Here is a 22,028-nt window from a genome sequence, read left to right on the forward strand (position 1 = left end):
ATTCACCCACTTTCTACTTGCCAGCCTTGAACTGGTCAATCACCCATTGGTACCCCTTGGGCATTGCTTTCGTCCAGTACGTCCAGTTATGATTATCCCCGCTGTCCTGCACGAATTTAACCGGATTGTGGTTGGCCTTCACGGCTTTAACAAACCGCTGGACATCCTTAATCGGCACTGTGGTATCAGAACTTGTGGATTCCACGTAGAACTGCACATCCGCCGACTCGCTATCCAGGTATTCAGTCGGAAATACGGAATTGTATACTTTATCCGACCAGTTTGTCTTGCCGTCAGTAAACGCGTGCAGTGTCTTGCGGAAGACATTATCAGCGGGCAGATTATACCAAACCGCCGGCGAAACGAGGATGGCCTTGGAGAAATAATTGGGATACTTCAAGGCCAATCGAGCAGCCCCGTAACCGCCCATGGAAATACCGCCCAGGGCGTGGTCACTCCGCTTGGTGCTTACCTTGTAGGTCTTGTTAATGGTCGGGATCAGGTCCTTCATGATGGCATCTTCCATTTTCATGCCGTCCTTAGCATTGATATAGAAGCTGTTGAATCCGTCAATAAAGACGACGATCGCGCCCTGATGGGTACGGTGAATAATTCCGTCCAGCATCTGTTGGGAATTAAAACGCTCCAGCAAATTCCGATGATTCCCGTACAAACCGTGCATCATGTACACGACCGGATACCGTTTCTTAGCTGTCGGATTGTATCCCGCCGGCAAATAAACGTCATAGTTCCAGTCGATTCCCAGTGCCTTTGAATACACTGTGGTGGTGGCCACTTTGCTGGTGGGCGACACCACACTGGCCGCCTTGGGTTTGGTGGTTGAACAACCGCTGACAACCACCAGCAGCAAAGCCAAACCGAGCAAGGCCGCCCAAATCCCCTGCATGTGTTTCTTCATGATTTTCGCCTCCAAAAGCGTTGAATAATTGCATATTCGAAATCGGTTTCAGCATAGCATGTAAGAAACGTGGTTTCAATTATTATCGCTAAAAATAGTTATATATCAGTATTGCGTTTCACAAATGGGAAATATCGCCCGTCTCCCCAATTATGCGTACCCTCCCACTTTATTCCTTCTGATATACCCCAAGCACGCTTCTACCCAGCCCGCCGAGAAGATGTTAAGATTGTCACGTAGAGCTGATTGGTATGTTAAGCCGGCATAAATCAATGAATTCTTTGTTGTGGGAGTCAAACGAATTCGCCAGCTGAACAGTCATGGATATACATGGGGGGATTGGTTTATGAAGCATGGGTGCACTTGGATTCGAAGCAATCGTTTTTTGGTGTTTTTACGTTATTTAATCGCTATTGGTCTGCTCTTTGTAGTAGCACTATTGGGCGTTAAGATTGCCGCCGCGGCGACAATTTCGCCTGGCGCAGCACAATTGGCCCAGACCAACCAACTCGTTCAACGCTTATTAGCCGCTGATCCGGCTGACCCTAATCGGGTTTACATCGGCAATGATCAAACCCAAGATTTCTTCAGTCCCCATGGACACACGGAGATCAGTACAGATGGTGCCGGCCATTGGAGTCAAATCCAATTAACCGATAATCACGGCTTTGAACTTGGGGCAGTGACGCTGAATATGCGCATTGATATGCAGCACGATTTTTCCTTTTCCTGGCAAGTGCGGCTGAAGAAAGATTCTAATGCGTCGCTAATTGCTGACGGGGTAGGATTTGCGCTGCACCCCACCTACACTGCGGATGAGGTGAAAGCCATGGGCAGCACACAGGGAATAGCCCAGGAAATTCACTCCATCGGTTTGAGTGGCGGGAATTTGGGCACCGCTGATTTTATGAACGCCTTTGGCTTTAAAATTGATTCCTGGCCGAATCCAGGCTATCCCAAGGGACCAATGGCTGGAACGTTTTATGGCGATCCGAAACACACCCCGCAAGCAGCCGTCGATGCTTATACGACGCGGGATGATCTGATTGATGGCCGGAAAATCAGTGCACTCGCTTTCCCTTCCGGGACGCAATGGGGTCCCTTCGGTATATTTACCCAAACCGATGCGACCGGTTATATGAGCGCCACCGCCGCTGATGCCAATCAAAACGGTCAACCCGATCAGACGCCATTAACCGGTCAGACTGGCAATGCGGTTAATCTCCTTGGCGGCGCGTGGCAGAACATGCAAATCATGTATACCGCAGCGACGCACCGGTTGACGATCATTCTCGCCGATCCTGACAACTCAACACGGACGATGACTTGGTCCAGGACATTAACGAGCGCGGAGATTAACCTGATCAACCAGAAACACTATTATGCGTTCACCATTCTGGGTTCCACCGGTTCTTATTGGGCAGAGCAAAGCATCCAAAAGTTAAGCGGTTATTTCACCCCCGAAAGTCCCTCATTAGTTGTTCGCCAAGCGACCACGAATGGTACCTCGCTGGCTCTGCCCACCACCATCACGCAATCGGGCAGCTACCGGACCAAAGCACCGATCCGTATGGCCCCCACCAAGGACAACAATTATTTCACGGGGGTCTTATCCCATCTCTTATTGACTCACTATGATACCGCCGGGCAGCAAGTCACCAGCCGCATTAACGCCAATGCTTACGGCAGTGATGGCAATCAATGGTATTTCGACATCAATCCGGCAACTTACAAGTCGTTAACGATCGTTACTTACGTGTACCGCCGGACGGCATCCACCAGCGACGCGAGTCCCAGCGCAAAGTTCGATATTCCCCTCCCCAAATTAAGCTTCAGTGGGACTTCAACCTCTGCCGGCACCAGCGGGCCTTACACTGTACAACCAAAAAGTACGGTGTATGTCACCGCGCAATTAGCCAATCCCAGTATTGGCCCGGCGGACTGGATCAAACCCACCGCGCTGATCACCCTGCCCCAACTCCTGCAAGCAACGGCCGGACCTGGCGTTACCCAGACCGGTCAGCAGTTGACAGTACAATTTGCTGATATTGCACGCGGCACAACAGGGACTGTCACATTTGCCCTGACTTACAGCGGTCAACTGCCAGCCACGCTTTATCCGGACCAGCTGCCAGCTGGCACCGGCATGCGGTTGGCCTTGCATGGCTATCTATACGATCAGTCGCCTGATGTGATCAATGCCGCCGGTGCCCGGACCGATGGTTCCTACTTCTATGTGCCCACGACCCTCGATGCGCCCAAAGCAAATTCAGTAGTGACGTCTCCGCCTAACTTTAGCATCAACACGACCAAGGACATCGACTCCGGTAACTTTGTGCCGCAATTTGGCAGTGCCCAACCGGCAGCCAGTGCCGTTTTCCATTATTGGGATGTCACCAGCGCGGATACAAATCCCCAAATCACCACCATGGATCCAATTCTGGCTGGCCATCCAACGACTGACATCGCGGGTACTGCACCAGGGACATTAACTGGCTTGCTGGGCAATGCCATCGCTAACGCGCCCCAGCCTACTGCGCCCGTTGGCTATCAATATCTGGGCTATTACGAATACACCGGCAGCGGTACCAGCAGTACTTGGCATAGCGCGCAGGATACGCCAACGACTTTCTATTATCAGGTACCGACGACCGGTACCAGCGCGCTGGCACCGCAACAAATTGCGTACATCTATCGGCCAATCAGTGACCATTACTTTTCCCTCACCACGACAGATCTGGATTTTGGTCGGCATCCAGCCAGCGCGGCCAGCCACGATCTGAGTTTGCCGACGCTGGGCAATGTTCAAACCACTTTAACTGATCATCGGCCAAGTGTTGGGCTGCCGGCTGCCTCCGGTCCCTGGCAGGTTAGTGTGGCGGCCAATGGACCGTTGACCGGTCGCACCACCCAGGCTGTGATCACCGGCGCGCAGCTTGTTTTCGCAGCTGCCGATACCGGTACTGCTCAGAATGTGACGACCGCTGGGGGTGCGCTGGCCTTAACCGATAATGCCAGTGAAACCCTTACCTTGGGCCAATCAAGCGTCTATGGATCGGCTAGTTTGAATTGGGCTCCTGCAAAGATTCAGCTCAACCTGCCTGCCCAGACCATCACGCCGGATACGTATCAAACAACAATTACTTGGACCGTCACGGACGGTCTGTGACCGGAAAAGGTACTGCCTGCCCTAAGCCGTCGCGTCGTTATGCTAAACTGAATAGTAATAAATTCACGAAAGGATTCGACAGACATGGCAAAACGGCGCGGCAAACTACCGGAATGGCAACGCAATCTCCGGGTCCTCTGGTTCGGCAATTTCATGGCGGGGATCGGATTTTCTTTGATCATGCCCTTTATGTCCCTCTACATCGATACACTGGGGGACTTTAACCGGACTGAACTCAGCTTTTGGAGCGGTTTGACTTTTGCGGCGACTTTTTTAGTCACGGCGGTCGTCTCCCCAATTTGGGGCCGGCTGGCCGATGAACGCGGTCGGAAACTGATGCTGCTCCGGGCCAGTTTAGGGATGGCCATCGTCATCGCCTGTATGGGTCTGGTGACCAATGTCTACCAGCTGGTGCTGCTGCGCCTGCTGCAGGGTGTCTTTGCGGGATATATTTCTAACGCCAACGCCTTGATCGCCACCACGGCCCCGCGGGAACAGTCCGGTCAGGCGCTGGGCACCCTCACCACAGGGAACGTCTCTGGCACCTTGCTCGGTCCGCTGGTGGGCGGCGCCATTGCAGAAGTGGTGGGCTATCGGGTCACGTTCTTTGTCACGGGCGGATTGCTGCTGCTCGTTTTCTTCCTCAGCTTATTCATGGTCCACGAGCACTTCACCCCGATCAAACGGGCGGACGCCGTGCCGATGAAGCGGGTCTTCCATGAATTGAAGTATCCCCATGTGATCATCGGCATGTTTGTCACGACGATGTTCATTCAAGCGTCGAATAACTCTATCAGCCCGATTCTCAGTCTGTACGTCCGCCAACTGATGGGCGGCCACGGCGGCATCGCCTTCATTTCGGGCATCATTGCCTCCCTGCCCGGGGTAGCGACCTTACTCGTGGCCCCGCGTTTTGGCCGGTTGGGCGACCGGATCGGGACGGAGAAAATTTTGCTGATTGGCTTGGCCTTTGCTGTGCTGGTCTATATTCCCCAAGCGTTTGTAACCAATGTCTGGCAGCTGGGCTTTCTCCGCTTCCTCGTCGGTATCGCCGATGCGGCACTGATTCCCCAGGTGCAGACGCTGCTGGCGAAATACAGTCCGCACTACGCGGCCGGCCGGATTTTCAGTTATAATCAATCTTTTCAGGCGACGGGGAACGTGGCGGGTCCGTTGATCGGCTCCACCATCTCCGGGGCGTTCAGTTATTCCGCCGTCTTCCTCAGCACGAGTCTGCTCGTCCTCGTCAACTTGGTCTGGGTCAATTTCAGTACGCAGGAAATTCGCCAACCCCAGACCGAAGAAAAAACAGACCCCACTCGTGATGAGTAGCGTCTGCTCTTTAGAAAAATCAGATTAACCGCGAATTTCAGCTAACTTGGCTTGGTACTTCTTGGCCTGGACCGTGACGGCAGCATAATCGCCAGTCTTGGCGCCAGCAGTCAGGTTGCTGCCAGCACCAACCAGGGTAACGCCAGCCTTGAACCACTCGGCCATATTCTCGACGTTGACGCCGCCGGTGGGCATAATGCTCAGGTACGGGAACGGTGCTAGGACGGCACTGACCATGGCCGGCTTCATCACTGCACCAGGGAACAGCTTCACCAAGTCCACGCCGGCTTCCAACGCGCTCTGCATCTCAGTCGGCGTCATGCAGCCCGGCGTATAAGGCGTCGCATACAGGTTGCACATCTTTGCCGTTTCAGCGTTGAAGCTGGGGCTGACGATGAACTCAGCACCGGCGATCATCGCCACCCGAGCGGTGGCGGGATCCAAGACGGTGCCAGCACCGATCACGACAGCATCATCATTGGCATATTTTTCGGTCAAATGCTCGATGACCTTGTCCGCATGGGGCACGGTGAAAGTCAATTCAATGGCCGTAACGCCGCCGGCGATCACCGCATCGGCGGTCTTTTCGGCTTCCTCTGGGCTGTTGCCCCGAACGACAGCGACGATACCTGCCTTTTGCAGGCGCAACAGACGATCAACTTTTTGCATGAAGAGTGAGTCTCCTTTTCTTTAGGAAAACTGATATATTAGTTCTTTCGATACCTATTCTACTCCACATTAACGTGCTCGTGAAGCGCATCCGCGTTGCTGGTGTCATCACGTTTCGCCAACTTCAAGCAGAGTGCATCCAGAGTGATATGCACAGTTTGATCGAACAGTGTCGACAACAACTGAATCGACTTAACTCCGCTGCCGGTCTTGGTTGCACCAGGCACCACCACAACGGCGTCGGCTAATTTGGCCAACGGCGACTCTGGGTTGCTGGTGAACGCGACGATCTGCAAGCCCAATTTTTTAGCAGCCTCTGTATCGGCAACAATACCTTTGGTGGTACCGGAGCCGGAAATGGCGACCCAGGTATCGCCCTTTTGAATCGACGGTGTAATGGTTTCACCCATCACGTAATCCGTGTAACCGATGTGCATCAAGCGCATGGCAAAGCCCTTGGCTTGGAAACCGGAGCGGCCGGCCCCAATCACAAAGATACGTTTATCTTTCGTAAGGTACGGCATGGCTTGGTCCAGTTGTTTTTCATCCACTAAAGCCATGACCGTGTTGATTTCTTTCATAATATCCGGTAAAACAATTGTCATTTATGAACGACCTCCATCATTTCTTCTGCAGCAGCAACAGGATCCGCGGATTTGGTAATCGCCGATCCCACAATCACAATGTCCGTCAGCTTCTGGGCGGCCAGGGCGGCGGCACCAGTCTGATCGATCCCGCCGGCAATCGCTAAGTGGGCCAAGTCCGGGAACTGTTCATGGAAAGCAGCCACTGTGCTGTCCGGCGCCATTTTATCCTGCCGATCTGTACTGTGGTGCAGACAATAAATGGCCTGGGGGAACCCGGCAATCTGCCGCTGCTTCTCAATAGAGGTTTCCATCAAGTCGATCATCATGGTCTTGCCTGTTTCCTGGGTGACCGCGTAGACCGCCGCCAGGGTCGCTTCGGACGCTGCGCCCATGACGGTCAGAATATCCGCGCCGGCCTTGAAGCCCTGGCGGAATTCATAAGCGCCTTCGTCAATGGTTTTTAAATCCACCAGCAGCTGACTGTGCTGAATGGCCGTCCGCATCGCCACGATACCTTGGTAGCCGTAGTCTTTCACCAGGGACGTGCCCATTTCAATGATGTCTGTTTTACCATCAAGTTGTTGCGCCAGCGCGGTTGCGTCGGTTAGTGTCAAGCGATCAATTGCCACTTGTAATTGCATAACTGCCACCTTTCCTCACATTCTACTGAAAAGCAAAATACGTGCCATCAGAATCATAGCACGTATTCTTGCGTATCTGTTTACCGCGGGTTCGCTTTCAAGAAAGCTTCAAGCTTCTCCGGTGTCGGGTACCCGTCGTTGTCGCCAGGAGCCTGGACGGCGAAGGCGCCGACTGCGTTAGCCCGAACCACGGCATCACGCAGGGACTTGCCCTCCATCAAGGCCGTCACTAAGCCTAATGCAAACCCATCACCAGCGCCGACCGTATCAACCACCTTGTCGACCTTGAAGCCCGGTACGGTATAGCTTTCGCCATCCTTGGTCTGAACATATGCCCCCTTGGCGCCGGTCTTCACGACCACCGTCTTGGTCCGGTCGCTTTGATTCAGATAGAAATCAGCGATCGTCTTGGGATCGTCGCTGCCGACCAGGATCTTCCCTTCATTGTCGCCAGGCAGAATGATTTCCGCCTCTTTGGCCAGCTCATTCAACGTGCTGGCCATCTTTTCTTGGCTGGACCACAACTGCGGCCGCAGATTGGGATCGAAGGTCGTGCGAATATTGTGTTCGTGGAGCAGTTGGATCAAGTACTTGAAGGCATCCAGGGCTTGGTCCGAAATGGCCGGGAAAATACCGGACAAGTGTGCAAACTTAACGCCGCTAAAGTCGATCTTGTCCAGCGTACTCTTCTCGAAGTGGGCAGCGGCAGAACCGCGCCGGAAGTAGAAGATGCTGGGATCACCGTGGGAGACCCGGTCCTTTAGCTGAAACGCCGTCCAGTAATCCGGGGTTGAAGATACATAATCAGTGCCAATATGATTTTCCGCCAATTGGTCCTTGATGAAATCACCAAACGGATCTTCCCCGACCCGGGTGATGTATTGGGCGGAGTGGCCTAACCGGGAAACGCCAACGGCGACGTTAACTTCAGCACCGGCTAAGAACTTGTGGAAATGGACAGCGTCCTTCAGGGACTTGTCCACGTCCTCAGAAGCAAACAATGCGATCGGTTCCCCGATGGTTAAGAATTCTGACATGAAAAATGACCTCCTAATTGGTTTGACATCCTATGAAAGAGTTTACAACAGAACGTACGCGGCGACCAGATTCAATGCCGTAGCAATCCACGCCCATGGTAACCCAGTGAGCAGGAACGTCTTCGTATCCAGTTTAGCGTATTCCACAGACCAGAGGTTCCAAGACTGAGTGATGTCCGCGGAGACGGCCATCATGGTCGGTACGACCAGCAAACCGTAGAGGAAATACGGCGGGAAAAGACCAGTGGCAGTGAAAATGGCAGCCGTGGCAGCACCCGCGCCATACAGCATTAAGGGACCGCGGAAGTAGGATAACGGGGCAATGATCATCATGATGATCACGAGCAGGAACCGATTATTCGGGATAATTGCCTTAAAAATACCAGTGAACTGGCTCATGGTATGCACTGCGGCCTGCTGGAACATCGTCAGCACCAGCAGCATGATCAGCAAACCAGCGATATCGCCAATGGCCGTTTTGGCCGTATCGTTCATCATCTTGACGAAGCCTTTGTAGCTCTTCATATTGCCAGTCATTAAGAAAGCCAATAAAGTTGCTAACAGTAAGGCGGGAACAGCGTCCCATTTGAAGAAGATACTCATGGCCACTGGCACGACCGGTAAAATATAGGTGATCCAGTGGACTTCTTTGACTTCACCCTCTTCTTCGGCTACCATTTCCGGTTTGCCGTTGCGGATCTTTCGGGTGTAGAACAAAATCATGACCAGCACCACGAGCATTTGAATACCGGCCGCAACAAAACCGAAACGCAGGTAGTGGTCGCCCCACTTCACGCCTTTAAAGAACACCGTGAACTGGTTGAACAATACCGGGTTGATATACATTGCGGCCCCGATCGACAGGGTGAAGACCGAAACGGCTACCCGCCGGGGCACGCCCATGGAGAACATGATGGGGAAAAGAATGACCCCAACGGCAATGGCTGAACCGACCCCGTACGCACTGGAGAAGATCAACGCCGTGATCAGCGCAATCAGGATCGTGGCCAGCACCGGGGCTTTTGTCCCGACGGCTTGCGTCCGCCGACTGATACTGCCAGCAATACCAGTATCGACCAAGACCCGGCCAAACCAGGAACCTAAGATAATATAAAGTGCTGTTTTCCCGTAATTCAACACGGGATCCGTAAAGATCTCTTTAACCGCCACATTCACTGGCGTTAAGCCAATGATGGTCCAGGCCAAGGCCATCACGAAGAAACCGACGGTCAGGTTGCCGCCTTTCATGGCGTAGTAAACGAAGCCGATGAAGGTGACGATGAGTAAGATACCTGTAACTAATGAGCCCATTACACGTCAGCCTCCCCTTTAATAGTCGTTCAATTCACTGAGGATCCGTTGATAGCTGGACTTGATGCCCTTGTTGTCTTTATCAACAAAGAATGAGTTCTCTGTTGAGTTAAACCGCTCTGCCAAGAAATAAGCAGACAGATAAGCGGCGAGGGCCTGCTTAGCGGCACTCTCCAAGTTTTGTTCCTTGGGTTGCACATCAATATCCAGCGTATTAAGAAACTGTTCCGCAAATTTCTGCGGATCAAGCTGCACCCGTTCTTGTGCCATAGTGAATGCTCCTTCTGTTTGTGTGTGTTGATCGCGAAGTTACTTAGCGTCGTAGTAGGCCGCTACTTTATCCTTACCCGTCGTAATCACGGCATGATCCGTCGTCGGATATTCAATGGCCACCGGGACATCCTGGGGCAGGATATCGAGGATCTCCCGCCACGGCAAGTCGCCCTCATCCAGCGGGACTGTGACTGGCTTTTCACCCGTAGTGATGTCGTCCTTAACGTGGATATACCGCACATACTGGGTCAGTGCTTTGGCGGCAGCGACCGGATCTTCGCCAACAAACGGCCAGTTTCCCAAGTCATAGACATAACCTAAATCAACGTGGGCGGCCTTAATGGCGGCGAGGAACTTTTCAACGGGGGCCAACGTACCGCTGGTTTGCGTTTGGTCATTTTCAATATTGACTTCAATGCCCTGGGCAATGAGCGGATTCAAGGCCGCTGCTAAATCGCCATCGAAGTGGGCAAAGTCCCCGGTATTCCACTTGATTTTCTTGATGCCCAGTTGTTTGCCTTCATCCAGATAGCTTTGCAGCTTCGGATTCACCTGGCCGTCCACAAAAACTTCGTCCGGAACGCTGTAATACAAGGTCAAATTGTGCTCTTTGGCCAGCTGGGCCACTTCAGGAATTTCTTTGTTAAAGTCCCGGAAGTATTCGCGCCGGATTTCGATGGTGTCGAAGCCTAAATCGATCAATTCCGGAATCAGCTCTGCCTGTGACTTGCCAGATTGCCATTCATCCGCCAATAACAGTAAATTTGCTACAATAACCGGTTTTGCCATGATGAAAATCCTCCTTTGGATTTTGCCGTGTTTGTCTGCTTTTCTGCCAATAAAGGAAATCGGTTTCCTTAACTCTACAAGTCTCATAGTAAACCGGTTTCCTAAATAAGTCAACCGCTTACACTTAGATTCCTTCTCAGAATAAAAAAGGCCGGCCGGACAAGGTTCATCCACCGGACAGAAAAGTTGATCACTGAATTATAAAGAATGCCGCAAAGTGACGTCAGCCGGAATTTCAATGCGCTGGGCCGGGGCGGGTTGACCCGCGATCGCCTGATATAAATACCGAGCAGCCGTTTGGCCAATGCGCTGGGGATGCTGATTAACGCTAGTCACCCCTGGTCCCGCCAACCGGGCCCAATCCCAATCATCATAACCGCAGATGCCCAAATCCCGCGGGGCTCGCAGTCCCTGATCTTGCATCCAGGTCAAAGCGGCCATCAGCAAGCGGCCATTCGTGGTAAATACGGCAGGCCGGTGCCCGGGGTGACTGGTCAGCCACTGACCAATCATGCCGGCATCTTTTTCTTTAGGCGAATCGTCACCGGTTTCAAGCAAGGTGATCGACAGGCCGTGTTCCTGCGCCACATCGGCAAAACCTTGGTAACGTAAGCGCCGAGATGATGCCCCCGCAATTGGATTAGCAAAAACGATCAGGTCTTGATAGCGGGCCTTAACAATGGCCTCCGCCAACTCGCGGCTTGCCGCATAATCGCTGGATGTAATTGTCACTTGCGCCACTGGGGTCGTTGTCCGGTCCACCATCACCAATTGCACACCCTGGGCCTGAATAAAATCATAGGTGTGTGGGTCGGTACTGAGCGGCTGCAAAATAATGCCGTCTACATTTTGGCCGAGCAGCAACTGCAAAGTCCGCAGTTCCTCACCGGGATCGTTGGCACTGTCCGCAATGAGAATCTGATCCCCTGCTTCTTTGGTCAGTTCGCTAATCCCAGCGATCAACCGCGTCGAATACATATTTGACACGTCGGCCACAACGACTCCCACTAGGTGCGTCCGGCGGGACTTCAACGCGCTGGCCTGGCGATTCGGGACATAATCCATCTCCTCAATCACCGCTGCGATCCGTGTTTTCGTGGCCGGTGACATCCGTTCAAAGTGGCCGTTGAGATAACGGGATACAGTAGCCTTAGAAACATTGGCGGCCCGGGCCACGTCATCAATTTTGGGTCTCACAGTTTTTTCCTCCCCAGAAAACTTAATATCCCTACAATACCACGAATTAATAGGCAATCATCGGCAGCTCCGTCACCAACGGCGCGGTCCCCTGCGCTTCGCCGGCATTAATGTCATCAATGTGCCGGGCAGTCTCCTTGATGGCGGCCCCCAAAGCCTGATACGGCTGGCTGCAAATATCAAACAGCCCGATGTTATAGTTTTCGCCATCGAACCGGCCCAGCGCGAACTGGTCGTAACACTGGAAGTAATGGCACCCGATCCCATTAGGGTGGGCGGCGACTTGTTCGCAGTAATGGCGGAAGGCGGTCCCCCGGTCATTCTGGTTGCTGACGGCTTCCAAACCTGTGGCAGTGGGTCCGGCATCCAGCGCTCCAAAATGGAACTCCCCGATCATCACCGGCTGATCCACGCCCAGGTCACGAACTTGATCCAGTTCTTTGGTGGGATCCATGGCGTAGCAATTAATGGAAAACACGTCGCAGTCTTCCCACCCGGCAATCAGGTCGGGATCAGACACCCAGGCCCAGCGCATACCAAGAATCAGATGTTGCGGATCCACTGCTCGGCAGGCTTTAGCTGGCACACTGACGTATTGCTTGACCATTTTTCGAGAGAACGCCCGCAGGTCGTCATTCGCCGCGGGCGGGACGGTTGGCGTGTTATACAATGCGGCAAAGTCAGTGAAATCAGTGTGCCACGCCGTGTTCAGTGCCGCAATCGTCGCGTATTGGTCCTGCAAATCAGCCACCAACCGCTCTTTCGTCGCCGTTCGGGCCGGGTTAGCTAAGACTTCGGCCCCCAGATTCAGATGATCCACAAACGCCCAACTGGGCTCATTCCGCAAGAAGTAGCCGATCAGCCACGGATCGTCCCTCCGCGCCGCCAATGCTTGGGCACTCTGCTGAGCTGCTTCCGTGTATTCCGGGGCAAAAACATCCGGGAAGTCCCGGAAAATATGAGCTGTTGTGTCCGGGAACTGCGGTAGCATCGTCACGTAGGGCATCGCCTGCCGGCGAATCAAGGCCCGGTCGCTCCAGTTGCCGATGGTATTAATGCCCAACCCGCGCAGCTGATGCAGCATCATATCCTGCCAGCGCGCCTGCCAGTCCGGCCCGAATGCCCGCTGCAAGTTGGCTTGGGCAAAGGCGAAGCTCTCCACTGGTTTGCCCGCGGGGGTATGCCCGGTGGCGAAGAAATGGGTATATTCCGGATCACTGTGTTCGGGGAGCCAATCTAAGTACCGGTGGATGCCTTCAATCCGGCAATCATTCGCGGCGCCGACACCGTCGACGCCCAAACTGAAGAAGGCGTTGCCCACTGGATCGACTAGGTACCAGCGATCATCAGTCTTTTGGGTTGCAAAGAAGCCTGTCCCCTTGGTCAACTGGCGGGTTATGTCGCCGCCGTATTTGTCCCAACTGGAAACAGGTATCTGCGGGGCCAGATCCGCCGCCGCGCGCAATCGTTCCTGCAGTTCTCCCTCAGAATGGATCTTTTCCGGCCATTCCTTGGCAATCGTCTGGCCAAACTGATCCACTAATACTGTTTGATCCAGACCGATCCTTGGATATGTATCAGTATAATGCAAATTCGTTACGTGCAATGTTACTGGTGCGGCGGTGGGCAGCGTCACCAGTTCCAATTTTGTGATATCGGCAAGCGCCACCGCATGACCATGGCATACTACCTTCAGACCGCCCACCGGCGCATCAGGAAAAAGGACGGTGCCTTTGAACCATTCTTTATCCAGCACCATCGTTGACCGGACCGTTGGTAAAATACCGAACCGAATCGTCATCGCCGGCGACTTTTCTCCCGTCACATAAACCAGCAGGCTGAGGGCCATGCTGTCGCCTGACTCCGGCCGCAGCACCGCGGTCAAATACCGTTCCGGCTGACGGGCAAAGGCAGTGACATCAATTCCCCCGCCCAGACGGTCAGTGAGACTGAAGCCGCCGGTTTCTTCCGCAAACAGTGCCTGCCCAACGACATCATCGGCATGAATCATGACCTGTGCCATAAATCGAGAACCCCTTCCGTAAATAAACCGCTTAACTACTATATTTTACCATCCAAGGATATGCAAAACACCCCGATGCCAAGCAGAGAATACACTTGACATCGGGGTGTCGCAAAGTAATTCAGATCAACTAGATATTCTGAACCAATACCATCACGATCGGTACGACGACCGCAAACAGTACCGTCGATGTGGTGACCACATTTGTGGCATACTCCACGTCCCCATGACCGTTATCCGCCAAAATCGGCAGCACGGCTAAACCAGGAGCGGACGCTTGCACGATCAGCGTCTGGGCTTCAAGACTCGGAATACTGAAGCCCATCTTCATCCCGCCGACGATCAGCAGAGTGATCAAAGCAGGCGCCATGACGAAGCGGCCCAGCAAGGCCACGACCGTATCCCGGTCGAAGCGGATGGAACTCAGGCCGGCGTCGGCCAGAATGATCCCAATATAGACCAGGGACAGCGGCGTGACCAGACTGCCCACGTAATCCAGGGCATTGATCAGGAAGCTGAGCCAGGACACCTTCATGACATCAAAGGGCAGGAACATGAAGACCAAAGCCACCAAGAAACCTAGCAGCGGCGGCGGCAGGAGTTTCTTCCAATTGAAGGTACTCTTGCCCGAATCCGGATTGTCGGCCTTGGTCGGGTCATCCCAAGACATCAGGAAGGCGCCCAGAGTCCACGTGGATACCGTGTTCACGACATAATACATCAAGAAGTAGGCTGTTGCTTTATCCCCAAACAGGGCCATGTTCAACGGCAAACCGATAAAGATCGTGTTGGCGTTGACGAACATGTTGATGAACGTCCCCCGCCGGCCTGGCCGAACTTTAAGCAGCTTGACCAGCAAGAAAGCCACGATATAGCCCAGGGCCACCCCGCCGAAGCCGTAAACTAATCCAGAGGATAAACTGACCAGCTTGTCCAGGCTCAGACGCTTCAACACACTGGTAAAGATGGATGCCGGTAAGGCAATCTGCATCAACAGTTTCGAAATCGTCCCGGCAAAGTTGTCGTCAAACCACTTCTTGCGCCGCAGCGCGTACCCCAAGGCGATGATCAGAACAATCGTCAGGATACTCTGCACAGAGGTAAAGAGTGCTGTCATGTCCCTTACTCACCCGCCTTTTCTGTCGTATAGGCCGGTGTCCACTTCATCGCTGTGACGGCCTGTTCAACATCCTTGATATCTTCCTGGTTCAGCTTCTCCGCCACCGCTTCCTTCGCCGTGGCCACGGCCACCGTCTGGCTGAAGGCGCTGAGCTTAGAAACTGGCGGTAAGACTGCCGCACCGGGTTGGCTGCCATCCACAATGCCGCCCAGACTGTGGGCCGCAGCGGAAATCATACCATCCGTAAGCAACCGTGCGGTCGACGCAATGGTCCCCAGACCCAAGCCCGGATAAACCAGCGCGTTGTTGGCTTGGCCAATTTCGTAAGTGACCCCATTGTACTTGACTGGCGCTGCGGGAATCCCGGTGGCGACTAGGGCCTTGCCGTCACTCCACTGGATCAAATCTGCTGCCTTGGCTTCGGCCAATTTGGTCGGGTTAGACAACGGGAAGATGATCGGCCGCGGCGTATTGGCGGTCATTTCTTTGACAATATCTTCGGTGAAGGTGCCCGGTACGGTGGAAGTGCCCACCAGAATCGTGGGGTGCACCGCCTTGACTGCCGCCGCCAAATTAGTCAACTGGTCTGCATTGGCAAACTCACTGCGCTGACGAGCAAACGGCTTTTGTTCCGGCGTCAGATCCGGCATATCGTCAAACAGCAACCCTTGCTTATCGACGAGGTAGAAATGCTTCCGGGCTTCCGCCGGATCCATGCCCTGTTGGATGTATTCTTCATAGATCCGTTGGGTGATTCCAGCCCCAGCAGTGCCGGCACCGAAACTCATATACACTTGGTCGGTCATCTTTTCACCGGAAATATTCAGCGCGCCCAGAATACCAGCCAAGACAATGATCCCGGTGCCTTGAATGTCATCATTGAACACGGTGATCTGATCCTTGTACTGATTCAAGATGTCCGCCGCATTGCTCCGGCCGAAATCTTCAAAGTGCAGATACAGCTTGGGGAACAGCTTCTCGGCGGTGGCCACGAACTGGTCGACAAACGCATGGTACTGCTTGCCGTAAACCCGCTTCTTGCGCAAGCCTAAATATAAGTCATCGTTCAACAAGGCTTCATTGTTTGTACCCACATCCAGCACGACCGGCAATACTTGGCTAGGGTCAATACCAGCAGCGGCCGTGTAAACCATCAGTTTGCCGACTGCAATATCAACGCCCTGCGTGCCCCAATCGCCAATACCCAGAATGCCCTCGCCGTCGGTGACCACGATCAGACGAATGTCCCGACCGTCGGCACTGTTGCGCAGGGCGTCTTCAATATGATCCGGATCATCAATATTTAAGTAAGTAGCGTTCTGCGGTTCGGTGAACAACGCACTATAATTTTCAATCGTATCGGCAATCGTGGGATCGTAAACGATTGGCATGAATTCATACACGTGTTCGCTGAATAACTTATAGAACAGGACGTGGTTGGTGTTGAAGATGGTCATTAAGAAAATCCGCTTCTCCAGGTCACTGCCCTTGCTTTGATACTGGGCATAAGTCTGCTTAACTTGCTGATCCAAAGTTTGGACAGCTGGCGGCAGCATGCCGTTCAAGCCGAGGGCATTGCGTTCTGCGGACGTGAAGGCAGTGCCTTTATTGAGAAATGGGTTATTTAAAATCTGTTCAGGTGTGTTGGTCATTATTTATCTCGTCCCTTCGTTTTGTTGACATAGAGAACCTTACACCCGGCAAATTGTTATTGTCACACCGCCCAGCTGTGATAAGCTTTATTTATATGAGGAGGCAGTCAACCGTGAACACCCGTGATTTAGCGTATTACGTCCAACTTGTGGAACTGGGCAACTTTACCCGCGTGGCGGATCAGTTTGGTGTGACCCAACCGACGATCACTCTGGCCATCAAGCGGCTGGAAGACGAATTCGGCGTGACTCTGATCCACCGGGACCAAAGCCACGCCGCGCTCACTGTTACCGCCGCAGGTCAGCAGCTGTACCGCCACGCCCGCACGATTGGCCAGGAATTAGCCCTGGCCCATACTGAGATTGCCCATTTAAAAGAAGAAAAGATCCGCTTCGGTTTGCCGCCGATCATTGGCAATTACTATTTTCCAAAAATTGCCGGGCGGCTGGTCGCCGCTGGACTCACAGAACATCTGCTCACCCAGAGCGGCGGGTCCGATACCCTGCTGGCCATGCTGCAAAACGGCAGTATCGACATTGCCTTGCTGGGCAGCAGCGGACCGCTGGCTGTGCCGGGGCTGGCGGTAATACCATTGGCGGATGCCCCGTTCAGTATTGTGGTGCCACCCGCTAACGCGCTGGCGAAGCAGCCGCAAGCCGCCTTCGCCGCTCTAGCCGACCAGCCCTTCGTCGTCTTGAATGAAGGCTTCGTTCACGATCAGGCCCTGCGCTGGTTCACCCAAGCCGCTGGCATCCGGCCGAACATTGTTTACCGCAGCGGTGATGTTGGCCTGGTCAAGCAGATGATTGCCCAAGGTGTCGGCATCGGCTTTCTCACCCAAATGGCCGTGGTCCCGACCGACGGCTTGGTCGCCTTGCCCATCAGTCAGCCGGGCCAGCCGCGCTTCGTTATCTCTGTCGCGCACCGGGCGGACTTGGTGCTCTCGCCGACGATGCAGGCATTAAAAAAAATATTAAGCAAGGAGAAATAGAAATCATGTTTGATACAGTCATCTTCGACGTCGACGGTACCCTGATCGATACAGAATACGTCTACGTCCATTCATTGCAGCAGACCCTGCAAGAGGTGCAGCACCGCACTGTGCCAGCAGAAGATCTGTTATTTATCCTCGGCATTCCCGGAATGCGGGCCCTGGAGAAATTCACCGCCGACCCCAAAGAACGCCAACACTTATTTGCAATCTGGCTGGGTCACGCGGCGGCATTAAAAGACCACGCCACGGTATACCCCGGCATCCACGATACACTGGCCGCGTTGCACGCCCAAGGGGTCACCGTTGGTGTGGCTACATCAAAGATTCATGAAGAAATGCAGACAGAAATTACCCGCTTCGGTTTCCAAGGGGCGTTCGATATCGTCGTGACGGCGGATATGACCGCCAAACATAAGCCCGACCCGGCCCCGCTGCTGGCCGTCATGGCGCAACTGCCGGAAACAGCCCGCGCTGTTTACATTGGCGATGCAGCGCCAGATCTGGCAGCGGCCCATGCAGCCCGCCTGCCCTTTGCCCTGGCCGAATGGGGTGCCCACGATGCGGGCCAATTTGCGGCGGCGGATTATCGGCTGGCTCACCCGCGGGATATATTGCCGTTAGTGCGCTCATAATCCCGAATTGCTGAGTCCAAAGGCGGATTACTGGCGAGGTACAATGTGCTATAAATTGAGCCATGATAAACGATGGCTTGCAATTCATGGTACAACTCTGGGGTGATCACCGTCGGCCGGCTGACCAGCAGTGTCCGCAATTGTGTTTCGCTGGCCACGCGATGACGATTAATAAACAAGGCGACAATGTTGCCGCTGATCAAAAAAATCATGGAGACCAGCGTTAATACAGTCTTGATTGCCGGGATCGTCCCGGCCCCAAACATTGCCTTCAGCAACACCCCCGAGTTCCCACTGAGCTGACCCATCCCGATCATCAAGGCCTTGATGATATCCGTGCCGAATTCAGTTACCACAAACATAATGACAGTGGTCGTGGCGTTGAGTACCGGTGTATAGTTGGTCAGCACTCGCAATTGATAATTGGGGATGATGTAAATAATCGCTGCCGTCACGGCGACACTGAGCAGCAGATAGTAGATCATCAAGTAATGATACGAGTTACTGCGCATCACGCCAGTGATCAGCAGCCCCCATAGAAGCGTCAGCGGCACCACCAGCTGCAAGCCGAGAAACCGCCGCAGCAGATGCTGATTGAACACCCGGGAGGCATTGACTAAATAAATGATGACCAGGGCCAGCAGGACGATGACCCACGTGGCACTGATGACCAAGTTGCCGACAACGGGCCAGCGCAGAAAGTAAAATACCATGCTCAGCCAGTTCCCGGCAGCGTAAAAAGCCGTGACCAGCGGTCGCGTTCCCCGCACCATCTGGGCAAACTCCCGGCGCTTTTCTTGATCCAGCTGGTTCGTGTTATCCGTTACTACAATGAATTCCAAGTGTTCGATTCGCCGCCACAGGCTGAGTGCCGCGGGTAACCCATAATTTCGCCGGCGAACCGGCCAAATTAGCGGCAGAGCCACCAGGGTCTCCAAGACGAGGATCCCAATTTTCTCCCCCATAGCCGTGAATCCTTGGATGAACGGCACGGCCATAAACAGAAAAAGGACCGCCGTGCCCCGCCCTAATCGGCGCCATATACGCTGCATGCTCTACTCTTCCCCCGAATGCGTTTACTCACATTATACCAAAAGAAGGCTCGACGGCAGGTAGTCTTATCAACTACAATAGAGGGTGCTACGTTCTACATTCGAGTCACCGCATATTGCCCGAAAGAAGGATTTTTGATGATTCACATTGTAACCGACTCCACGGCGCAACTGACGCCGGCTGAAATTAAAGAAAACAACATCACGGTGGTGCCGCTGCAAGTTATCTTAGATGGCAAAACTTACCGCGACAACATTGATATGACGCGCCAGGAGTTCTCTGAACACCTGGCCACTGACGACGAGTTCCCCAAGACCAGTCAGCCTTCAATTGGGCAATTCGTTGAAACTTACAAGGCGCTGGCCAAGCCCGGCGACAGCATCGTTTCGGTGCACATCGGCTCTGTCCTGAGCGGAACTGCCCAAGCTGCCCAAATGGCGGCGCAGCAAGTGGATGTGCCCGTGGAAGTGCTCGACAGCGGTCTGACCGATCGCGGTCTTGCCTTCGTTGTCCTCCAGGCCGCGAAGCTGGCCAAGACGATGGGCGACGCTAAGGCCATCGTCGGCAAACTGACCGATTATATGAAGAAAATTACGCTGACCTGTTTCGTCAACAGCCTGGATTACTTTGCCAAAGGCGGTCGGGCCAAGCGGGCCATCGGCTTTGTTTCGTCCATTCTGAAGCTGAAACTGGAACTGACCATGCCCAACGGCAAACTGGAAGTCACCCATAAAGCCCGGGGCGAAAAAGGGATGCAGAAACTGCTTAAAAACGTGGTCGATACGATCGTTGCCGATACCCACGTGACCCAGGTCGGTTTATCATACGTTGACAGTCATACAGATACTGATGCGATCGAAAAGACACTCAAAGAGAAACGGCCGGACATTCATGTGTTGAACCGGCTGACCAGTCCAGTCATCATGACCCACGTCGGCCCAGCTGGGCTGGCGGTCATCTACGTTTAAGCAGCGCGTCGGATACTTACATTTAGTAAGTTAACGTGTTATGATGGTCTATAGTTCCCAGAGAAGAGAGTGATATCATCATGGCAGAGAAAATCGATATGGCGAGTGCTCACCGTCAATTACACAGTCCCAACAAGAAGACAGCGGCGCGGGCATTAAAGAACATCAAGGCCGCCAAGCGGACACAGCAGCATTTGCGTTACGCTGCACAAGCTGAGAATCAAAATAACTAAACACACAGCAATAGGCCTGATCAGCCGCCGTTTGGCAGTTGATCAGCCCTATTTTCTTATTATTCCCACTCAGAACCGATTTCTCATTGGCATGATACTTGCTTATTTAATGGTGGTGTTTGTAACTCCCCCTTGTTTGCAAACACCGCCGACCATATGCTTACTTACTCCTAGGCGCGGCGATCTTCCGGTCAGACCGCCGCATTATCACCCTGTTGACGCAGCGCCACTCCTCGATGCGCGTCAATGGGGCTTTTTATCTGCATTGGCACGTTAATTGCTTAATAACAGTGAGGCCGGTCTCCTCCTACGATTTACCGGCTTCGCTGTACCACGCAGCTTTCTCACTCCCCAAGATCAGCCGTTAATGGATCATCTTGGCAAAGACCCAGCCGGCAAGTATTCCTCGATGCTTGTTCGCTGGGTTTTCTCATCTGGCACGCTAATTGCGTATAGTACCATGGATGCCGAGCAGTTAAACAGTTCCACCTCAGGGAACATTAAACAGTGTCAGCATCAGTGTTTAAAATTGTTAAACAAACAAAGAAGGAGACAGAGACAACATGGCGTTTTCTATGGTTACTCAGTACGCGCACAGTCCGGAGGATATTCAGCATTACGACACCGATAAGCTGCGCGAGCAGTTCTTGATGCCGAAGTTATTCGAACCCGGCAACATTTTGCTCACTTACACTTACAACGACCGCATGATCTTTGGCGGCGTGACGCCGACGGATGAACCGTTGGAGATCAAGCTGGACAAAGGTCTGGGTGTCGACTTTTTCCTGCAGCGGCGGGAACTGGGCGTGATCAATATCGGCGGCGAAGGGACGATCACCATCGACGGCCAAACCGAAGACATGGTCAAACAGGACGGCTACTACGTTGGGATGGGCACCAAGCACGTGGTCTTTGCGTCGAAGGATGCCGCTAAGCCAGCTAAGTTCTACGTCGTATCAACGCCGGCCCACAAGACGTACCCGAACAAGAAGCTGCCGTTTGCCAATGCCTTGTCCAAGCCGATGGGTGATCAGGCGCACATGAACAAGCGGACGATCTACAAATACATCGATGCCAGCCAAATGGATACCTGCCAATTGCAGATGGGTTACACCGTCTTGGAAGATGGGTCCGGTTGGAACACCATGCCAGCGCATACCCATGCGCGCCGGATGGAAACGTACATGTACTTCGACTTCTCTGATCCCGATGCCCGGGTCTTCCATATTTTGGGCACCCCGACAGAGACGAAGCATATTGTCCTGAGCCCTGAGCAGGCCGTCGTGAACCCCAGCTGGTCCATCCACTGCGGGATCGGCACGAGCAGCTATTCATTCATCTGGGCGATGTGCGGCGAGAACCAGACCTATGACGACATGGATATGATCCCCATGAAGGAATTACGGTAATTGCATTCCTACTTACAAT

Annotated in this window: 20 protein-coding genes; 7 read left to right on the plus strand and 13 right to left on the minus strand. The window is 53.5% G+C overall.

Features of this window, described 5'->3' with window-relative positions:
• Window positions 1-13 precede the first annotated feature (13 nt).
• Complete coding sequence (locus FMM01_RS09905; RefSeq protein WP_223849921.1) at window positions 14-919, minus strand: alpha/beta hydrolase; 906 nt, start codon at window positions 917-919, stop codon at window positions 14-16.
• 346 nt (window positions 920-1,265) lie between these two features.
• Between FMM01_RS09905 and FMM01_RS09910 the strand changes: the two genes are divergently transcribed.
• Together FMM01_RS09910 and FMM01_RS09915 are read left to right on the plus strand one after the other, a co-directional pair.
• Window positions 1,266-4,088: a lectin-like domain-containing protein gene (locus FMM01_RS09910; RefSeq protein ID WP_150392404.1), complete on the plus strand. Its 2,823-nt coding sequence runs from the start codon at window positions 1,266-1,268 to the stop codon at window positions 4,086-4,088.
• Window positions 4,089-4,172: 84 nt separating this feature from the next.
• Window positions 4,173-5,420: a multidrug efflux MFS transporter gene (locus tag FMM01_RS09915; protein WP_027828863.1), complete on the plus strand. Its 1,248-nt coding sequence runs from the start codon at window positions 4,173-4,175 to the stop codon at window positions 5,418-5,420.
• 24 nt (window positions 5,421-5,444) lie between these two features.
• Here the strand turns inward: FMM01_RS09915 and FMM01_RS09920 are convergent, their stop codons facing one another.
• The 11 genes from FMM01_RS09920 to FMM01_RS09970 form a co-directional block, all read right to left on the minus strand.
• The gene (locus tag FMM01_RS09920) at window positions 5,445-6,089 is read right to left on the minus strand and encodes a bifunctional 4-hydroxy-2-oxoglutarate aldolase/2-dehydro-3-deoxy-phosphogluconate aldolase (protein WP_027828862.1); all 645 of its coding nucleotides are present in this window, start codon (window positions 6,087-6,089) and stop codon (window positions 5,445-5,447) included.
• 59 nt (window positions 6,090-6,148) lie between these two features.
• Window positions 6,149-6,694, minus strand: coding sequence for a 6-phospho-3-hexuloisomerase (gene hxlB / locus FMM01_RS09925; RefSeq protein ID WP_150392405.1), 546 nt, complete (start codon window positions 6,692-6,694; stop codon window positions 6,149-6,151).
• Window positions 6,691-7,317: an orotidine 5'-phosphate decarboxylase / HUMPS family protein gene (locus tag FMM01_RS09930; RefSeq protein WP_150392406.1), complete on the minus strand. Its 627-nt coding sequence runs from the start codon at window positions 7,315-7,317 to the stop codon at window positions 6,691-6,693. Before FMM01_RS09930 ends, hxlB begins: the two co-directional genes overlap by 4 nt.
• An 80-nt stretch (window positions 7,318-7,397) precedes the next feature.
• Window positions 7,398-8,354 carry a sugar kinase gene (locus FMM01_RS09935; RefSeq protein WP_027828859.1) on the minus strand — a complete coding sequence of 319 codons (957 nt, stop codon included), beginning with the start codon at window positions 8,352-8,354 and terminating at the stop codon, window positions 7,398-7,400.
• Between the two features lie 42 nt (window positions 8,355-8,396).
• The gene (locus FMM01_RS09940; protein WP_027828858.1) at window positions 8,397-9,665 is read right to left on the minus strand and encodes a hypothetical protein; all 1,269 of its coding nucleotides are present in this window, start codon (window positions 9,663-9,665) and stop codon (window positions 8,397-8,399) included.
• 18 nt (window positions 9,666-9,683) lie between these two features.
• On the minus strand, window positions 9,684-9,935 hold the full coding sequence (locus FMM01_RS09945; protein WP_027828857.1) for a hypothetical protein: 252 nt from the start codon (window positions 9,933-9,935) through the stop codon (window positions 9,684-9,686).
• A gap of 39 nt (window positions 9,936-9,974) precedes the next feature.
• On the minus strand, window positions 9,975-10,727 hold the full coding sequence (locus FMM01_RS09950) for a sugar phosphate isomerase/epimerase family protein (RefSeq protein WP_027828856.1): 753 nt from the start codon (window positions 10,725-10,727) through the stop codon (window positions 9,975-9,977).
• A 198-nt stretch (window positions 10,728-10,925) separates the two neighbouring features.
• Window positions 10,926-11,924 carry a LacI family DNA-binding transcriptional regulator gene (locus FMM01_RS09955; protein ID WP_190973337.1) on the minus strand — a complete coding sequence of 333 codons (999 nt, stop codon included), beginning with the start codon at window positions 11,922-11,924 and terminating at the stop codon, window positions 10,926-10,928.
• Between the two features lie 46 nt (window positions 11,925-11,970).
• Window positions 11,971-13,947: a beta-galactosidase gene (locus FMM01_RS09960; protein ID WP_150392408.1), complete on the minus strand. Its 1,977-nt coding sequence runs from the start codon at window positions 13,945-13,947 to the stop codon at window positions 11,971-11,973.
• A 130-nt stretch (window positions 13,948-14,077) separates the two neighbouring features.
• Window positions 14,078-15,064 carry an AEC family transporter gene (locus tag FMM01_RS09965; RefSeq protein WP_027828853.1) on the minus strand — a complete coding sequence of 329 codons (987 nt, stop codon included), beginning with the start codon at window positions 15,062-15,064 and terminating at the stop codon, window positions 14,078-14,080.
• Between the two features lie 5 nt (window positions 15,065-15,069).
• Window positions 15,070-16,719 (minus strand): malolactic enzyme, encoded by a 1,650-nt coding sequence (locus FMM01_RS09970; RefSeq protein WP_150392409.1) that lies wholly within the window; start codon window positions 16,717-16,719, stop codon window positions 15,070-15,072.
• A gap of 113 nt (window positions 16,720-16,832) precedes the next feature.
• Here FMM01_RS09970 and FMM01_RS09975 point away from each other — a divergent pair, with 113 nt between their 5' ends.
• Window positions 16,833-17,711, plus strand: a complete 879-nt coding sequence (locus FMM01_RS09975) for a LysR family transcriptional regulator (protein ID WP_150392410.1) — start codon at window positions 16,833-16,835, stop codon at window positions 17,709-17,711.
• A gap of 5 nt (window positions 17,712-17,716) precedes the next feature.
• Entirely contained in the window at window positions 17,717-18,346 is a 630-nt protein-coding gene (locus FMM01_RS09980; RefSeq protein ID WP_150392411.1) for an HAD family hydrolase, read from the plus strand.
• Here FMM01_RS09980 and FMM01_RS09985 read toward each other — a convergent pair.
• Window positions 18,310-19,398 carry a hypothetical protein gene (locus tag FMM01_RS09985; RefSeq protein WP_051225345.1) on the minus strand — a complete coding sequence of 363 codons (1,089 nt, stop codon included), beginning with the start codon at window positions 19,396-19,398 and terminating at the stop codon, window positions 18,310-18,312. The genes FMM01_RS09980 and FMM01_RS09985 overlap by 37 nt on opposite strands.
• A 138-nt stretch (window positions 19,399-19,536) precedes the next feature.
• Between FMM01_RS09985 and FMM01_RS09990 the strand changes: the two genes are divergently transcribed.
• From FMM01_RS09990 to kduI, 3 genes are all read left to right on the plus strand, one after another.
• Window positions 19,537-20,367 (plus strand): DegV family protein, encoded by an 831-nt coding sequence (locus FMM01_RS09990; RefSeq protein ID WP_027828849.1) that lies wholly within the window; start codon window positions 19,537-19,539, stop codon window positions 20,365-20,367.
• A gap of 80 nt (window positions 20,368-20,447) precedes the next feature.
• Window positions 20,448-20,600 carry a putative metal homeostasis protein gene (locus FMM01_RS16275; RefSeq protein WP_162143234.1) on the plus strand — a complete coding sequence of 51 codons (153 nt, stop codon included), beginning with the start codon at window positions 20,448-20,450 and terminating at the stop codon, window positions 20,598-20,600.
• A gap of 563 nt (window positions 20,601-21,163) precedes the next feature.
• Complete coding sequence (gene kduI, locus FMM01_RS09995) at window positions 21,164-22,009, plus strand: 5-dehydro-4-deoxy-D-glucuronate isomerase (RefSeq protein WP_150392412.1); 846 nt, start codon at window positions 21,164-21,166, stop codon at window positions 22,007-22,009.
• Window positions 22,010-22,028 lie beyond the last annotated feature (19 nt).

Origin of the sequence: Schleiferilactobacillus harbinensis (genome assembly GCF_008694105.1) — a bacterium.
Classification (GTDB): Bacteria; Bacillota; Bacilli; order Lactobacillales; family Lactobacillaceae; genus Schleiferilactobacillus; species Schleiferilactobacillus harbinensis.

Bases quoted from the DNA above. Each gene is read 5' to 3' on its own strand.
- FMM01_RS09905 (WP_223849921.1), bottom strand. From the start codon at position 919: ATGAAGAAACACATGCAGGGGATTTGGGCGGCCTTGCTCGGTTTGGCT.
- FMM01_RS09910 (WP_150392404.1), top strand. From the start codon at position 1,266: ATGAAGCATGGGTGCACTTGGATTCGAAGCAATCGTTTTTTGGTGTTT.
- FMM01_RS09915 (WP_027828863.1), top strand. From the start codon at position 4,173: ATGGCAAAACGGCGCGGCAAACTACCGGAATGGCAACGCAATCTCCGG.
- FMM01_RS09920 (WP_027828862.1), bottom strand. From the start codon at position 6,089: ATGCAAAAAGTTGATCGTCTGTTGCGCCTGCAAAAGGCAGGTATCGTC.
- hxlB (WP_150392405.1), bottom strand. From the start codon at position 6,694: ATGACAATTGTTTTACCGGATATTATGAAAGAAATCAACACGGTCATG.
- FMM01_RS09930 (WP_150392406.1), bottom strand. From the start codon at position 7,317: ATGCAATTACAAGTGGCAATTGATCGCTTGACACTAACCGACGCAACC.
- FMM01_RS09935 (WP_027828859.1), bottom strand. From the start codon at position 8,354: ATGTCAGAATTCTTAACCATCGGGGAACCGATCGCATTGTTTGCTTCT.
- FMM01_RS09940 (WP_027828858.1), bottom strand. From the start codon at position 9,665: ATGGGCTCATTAGTTACAGGTATCTTACTCATCGTCACCTTCATCGGC.
- FMM01_RS09945 (WP_027828857.1), bottom strand. From the start codon at position 9,935: ATGGCACAAGAACGGGTGCAGCTTGATCCGCAGAAATTTGCGGAACAG.
- FMM01_RS09950 (WP_027828856.1), bottom strand. From the start codon at position 10,727: ATGGCAAAACCGGTTATTGTAGCAAATTTACTGTTATTGGCGGATGAA.
- FMM01_RS09960 (WP_150392408.1), bottom strand. From the start codon at position 13,947: ATGGCACAGGTCATGATTCATGCCGATGATGTCGTTGGGCAGGCACTG.
- FMM01_RS09965 (WP_027828853.1), bottom strand. From the start codon at position 15,064: ATGACAGCACTCTTTACCTCTGTGCAGAGTATCCTGACGATTGTTCTG.
- FMM01_RS09970 (WP_150392409.1), bottom strand. From the start codon at position 16,719: ATGACCAACACACCTGAACAGATTTTAAATAACCCATTTCTCAATAAA.
- FMM01_RS09980 (WP_150392411.1), top strand. From the start codon at position 17,717: ATGTTTGATACAGTCATCTTCGACGTCGACGGTACCCTGATCGATACA.
- FMM01_RS09985 (WP_051225345.1), bottom strand. From the start codon at position 19,398: ATGCAGCGTATATGGCGCCGATTAGGGCGGGGCACGGCGGTCCTTTTT.
- FMM01_RS09990 (WP_027828849.1), top strand. From the start codon at position 19,537: ATGATTCACATTGTAACCGACTCCACGGCGCAACTGACGCCGGCTGAA.
- FMM01_RS16275 (WP_162143234.1), top strand. From the start codon at position 20,448: ATGGCAGAGAAAATCGATATGGCGAGTGCTCACCGTCAATTACACAGT.
- kduI (WP_150392412.1), top strand. From the start codon at position 21,164: ATGGCGTTTTCTATGGTTACTCAGTACGCGCACAGTCCGGAGGATATT.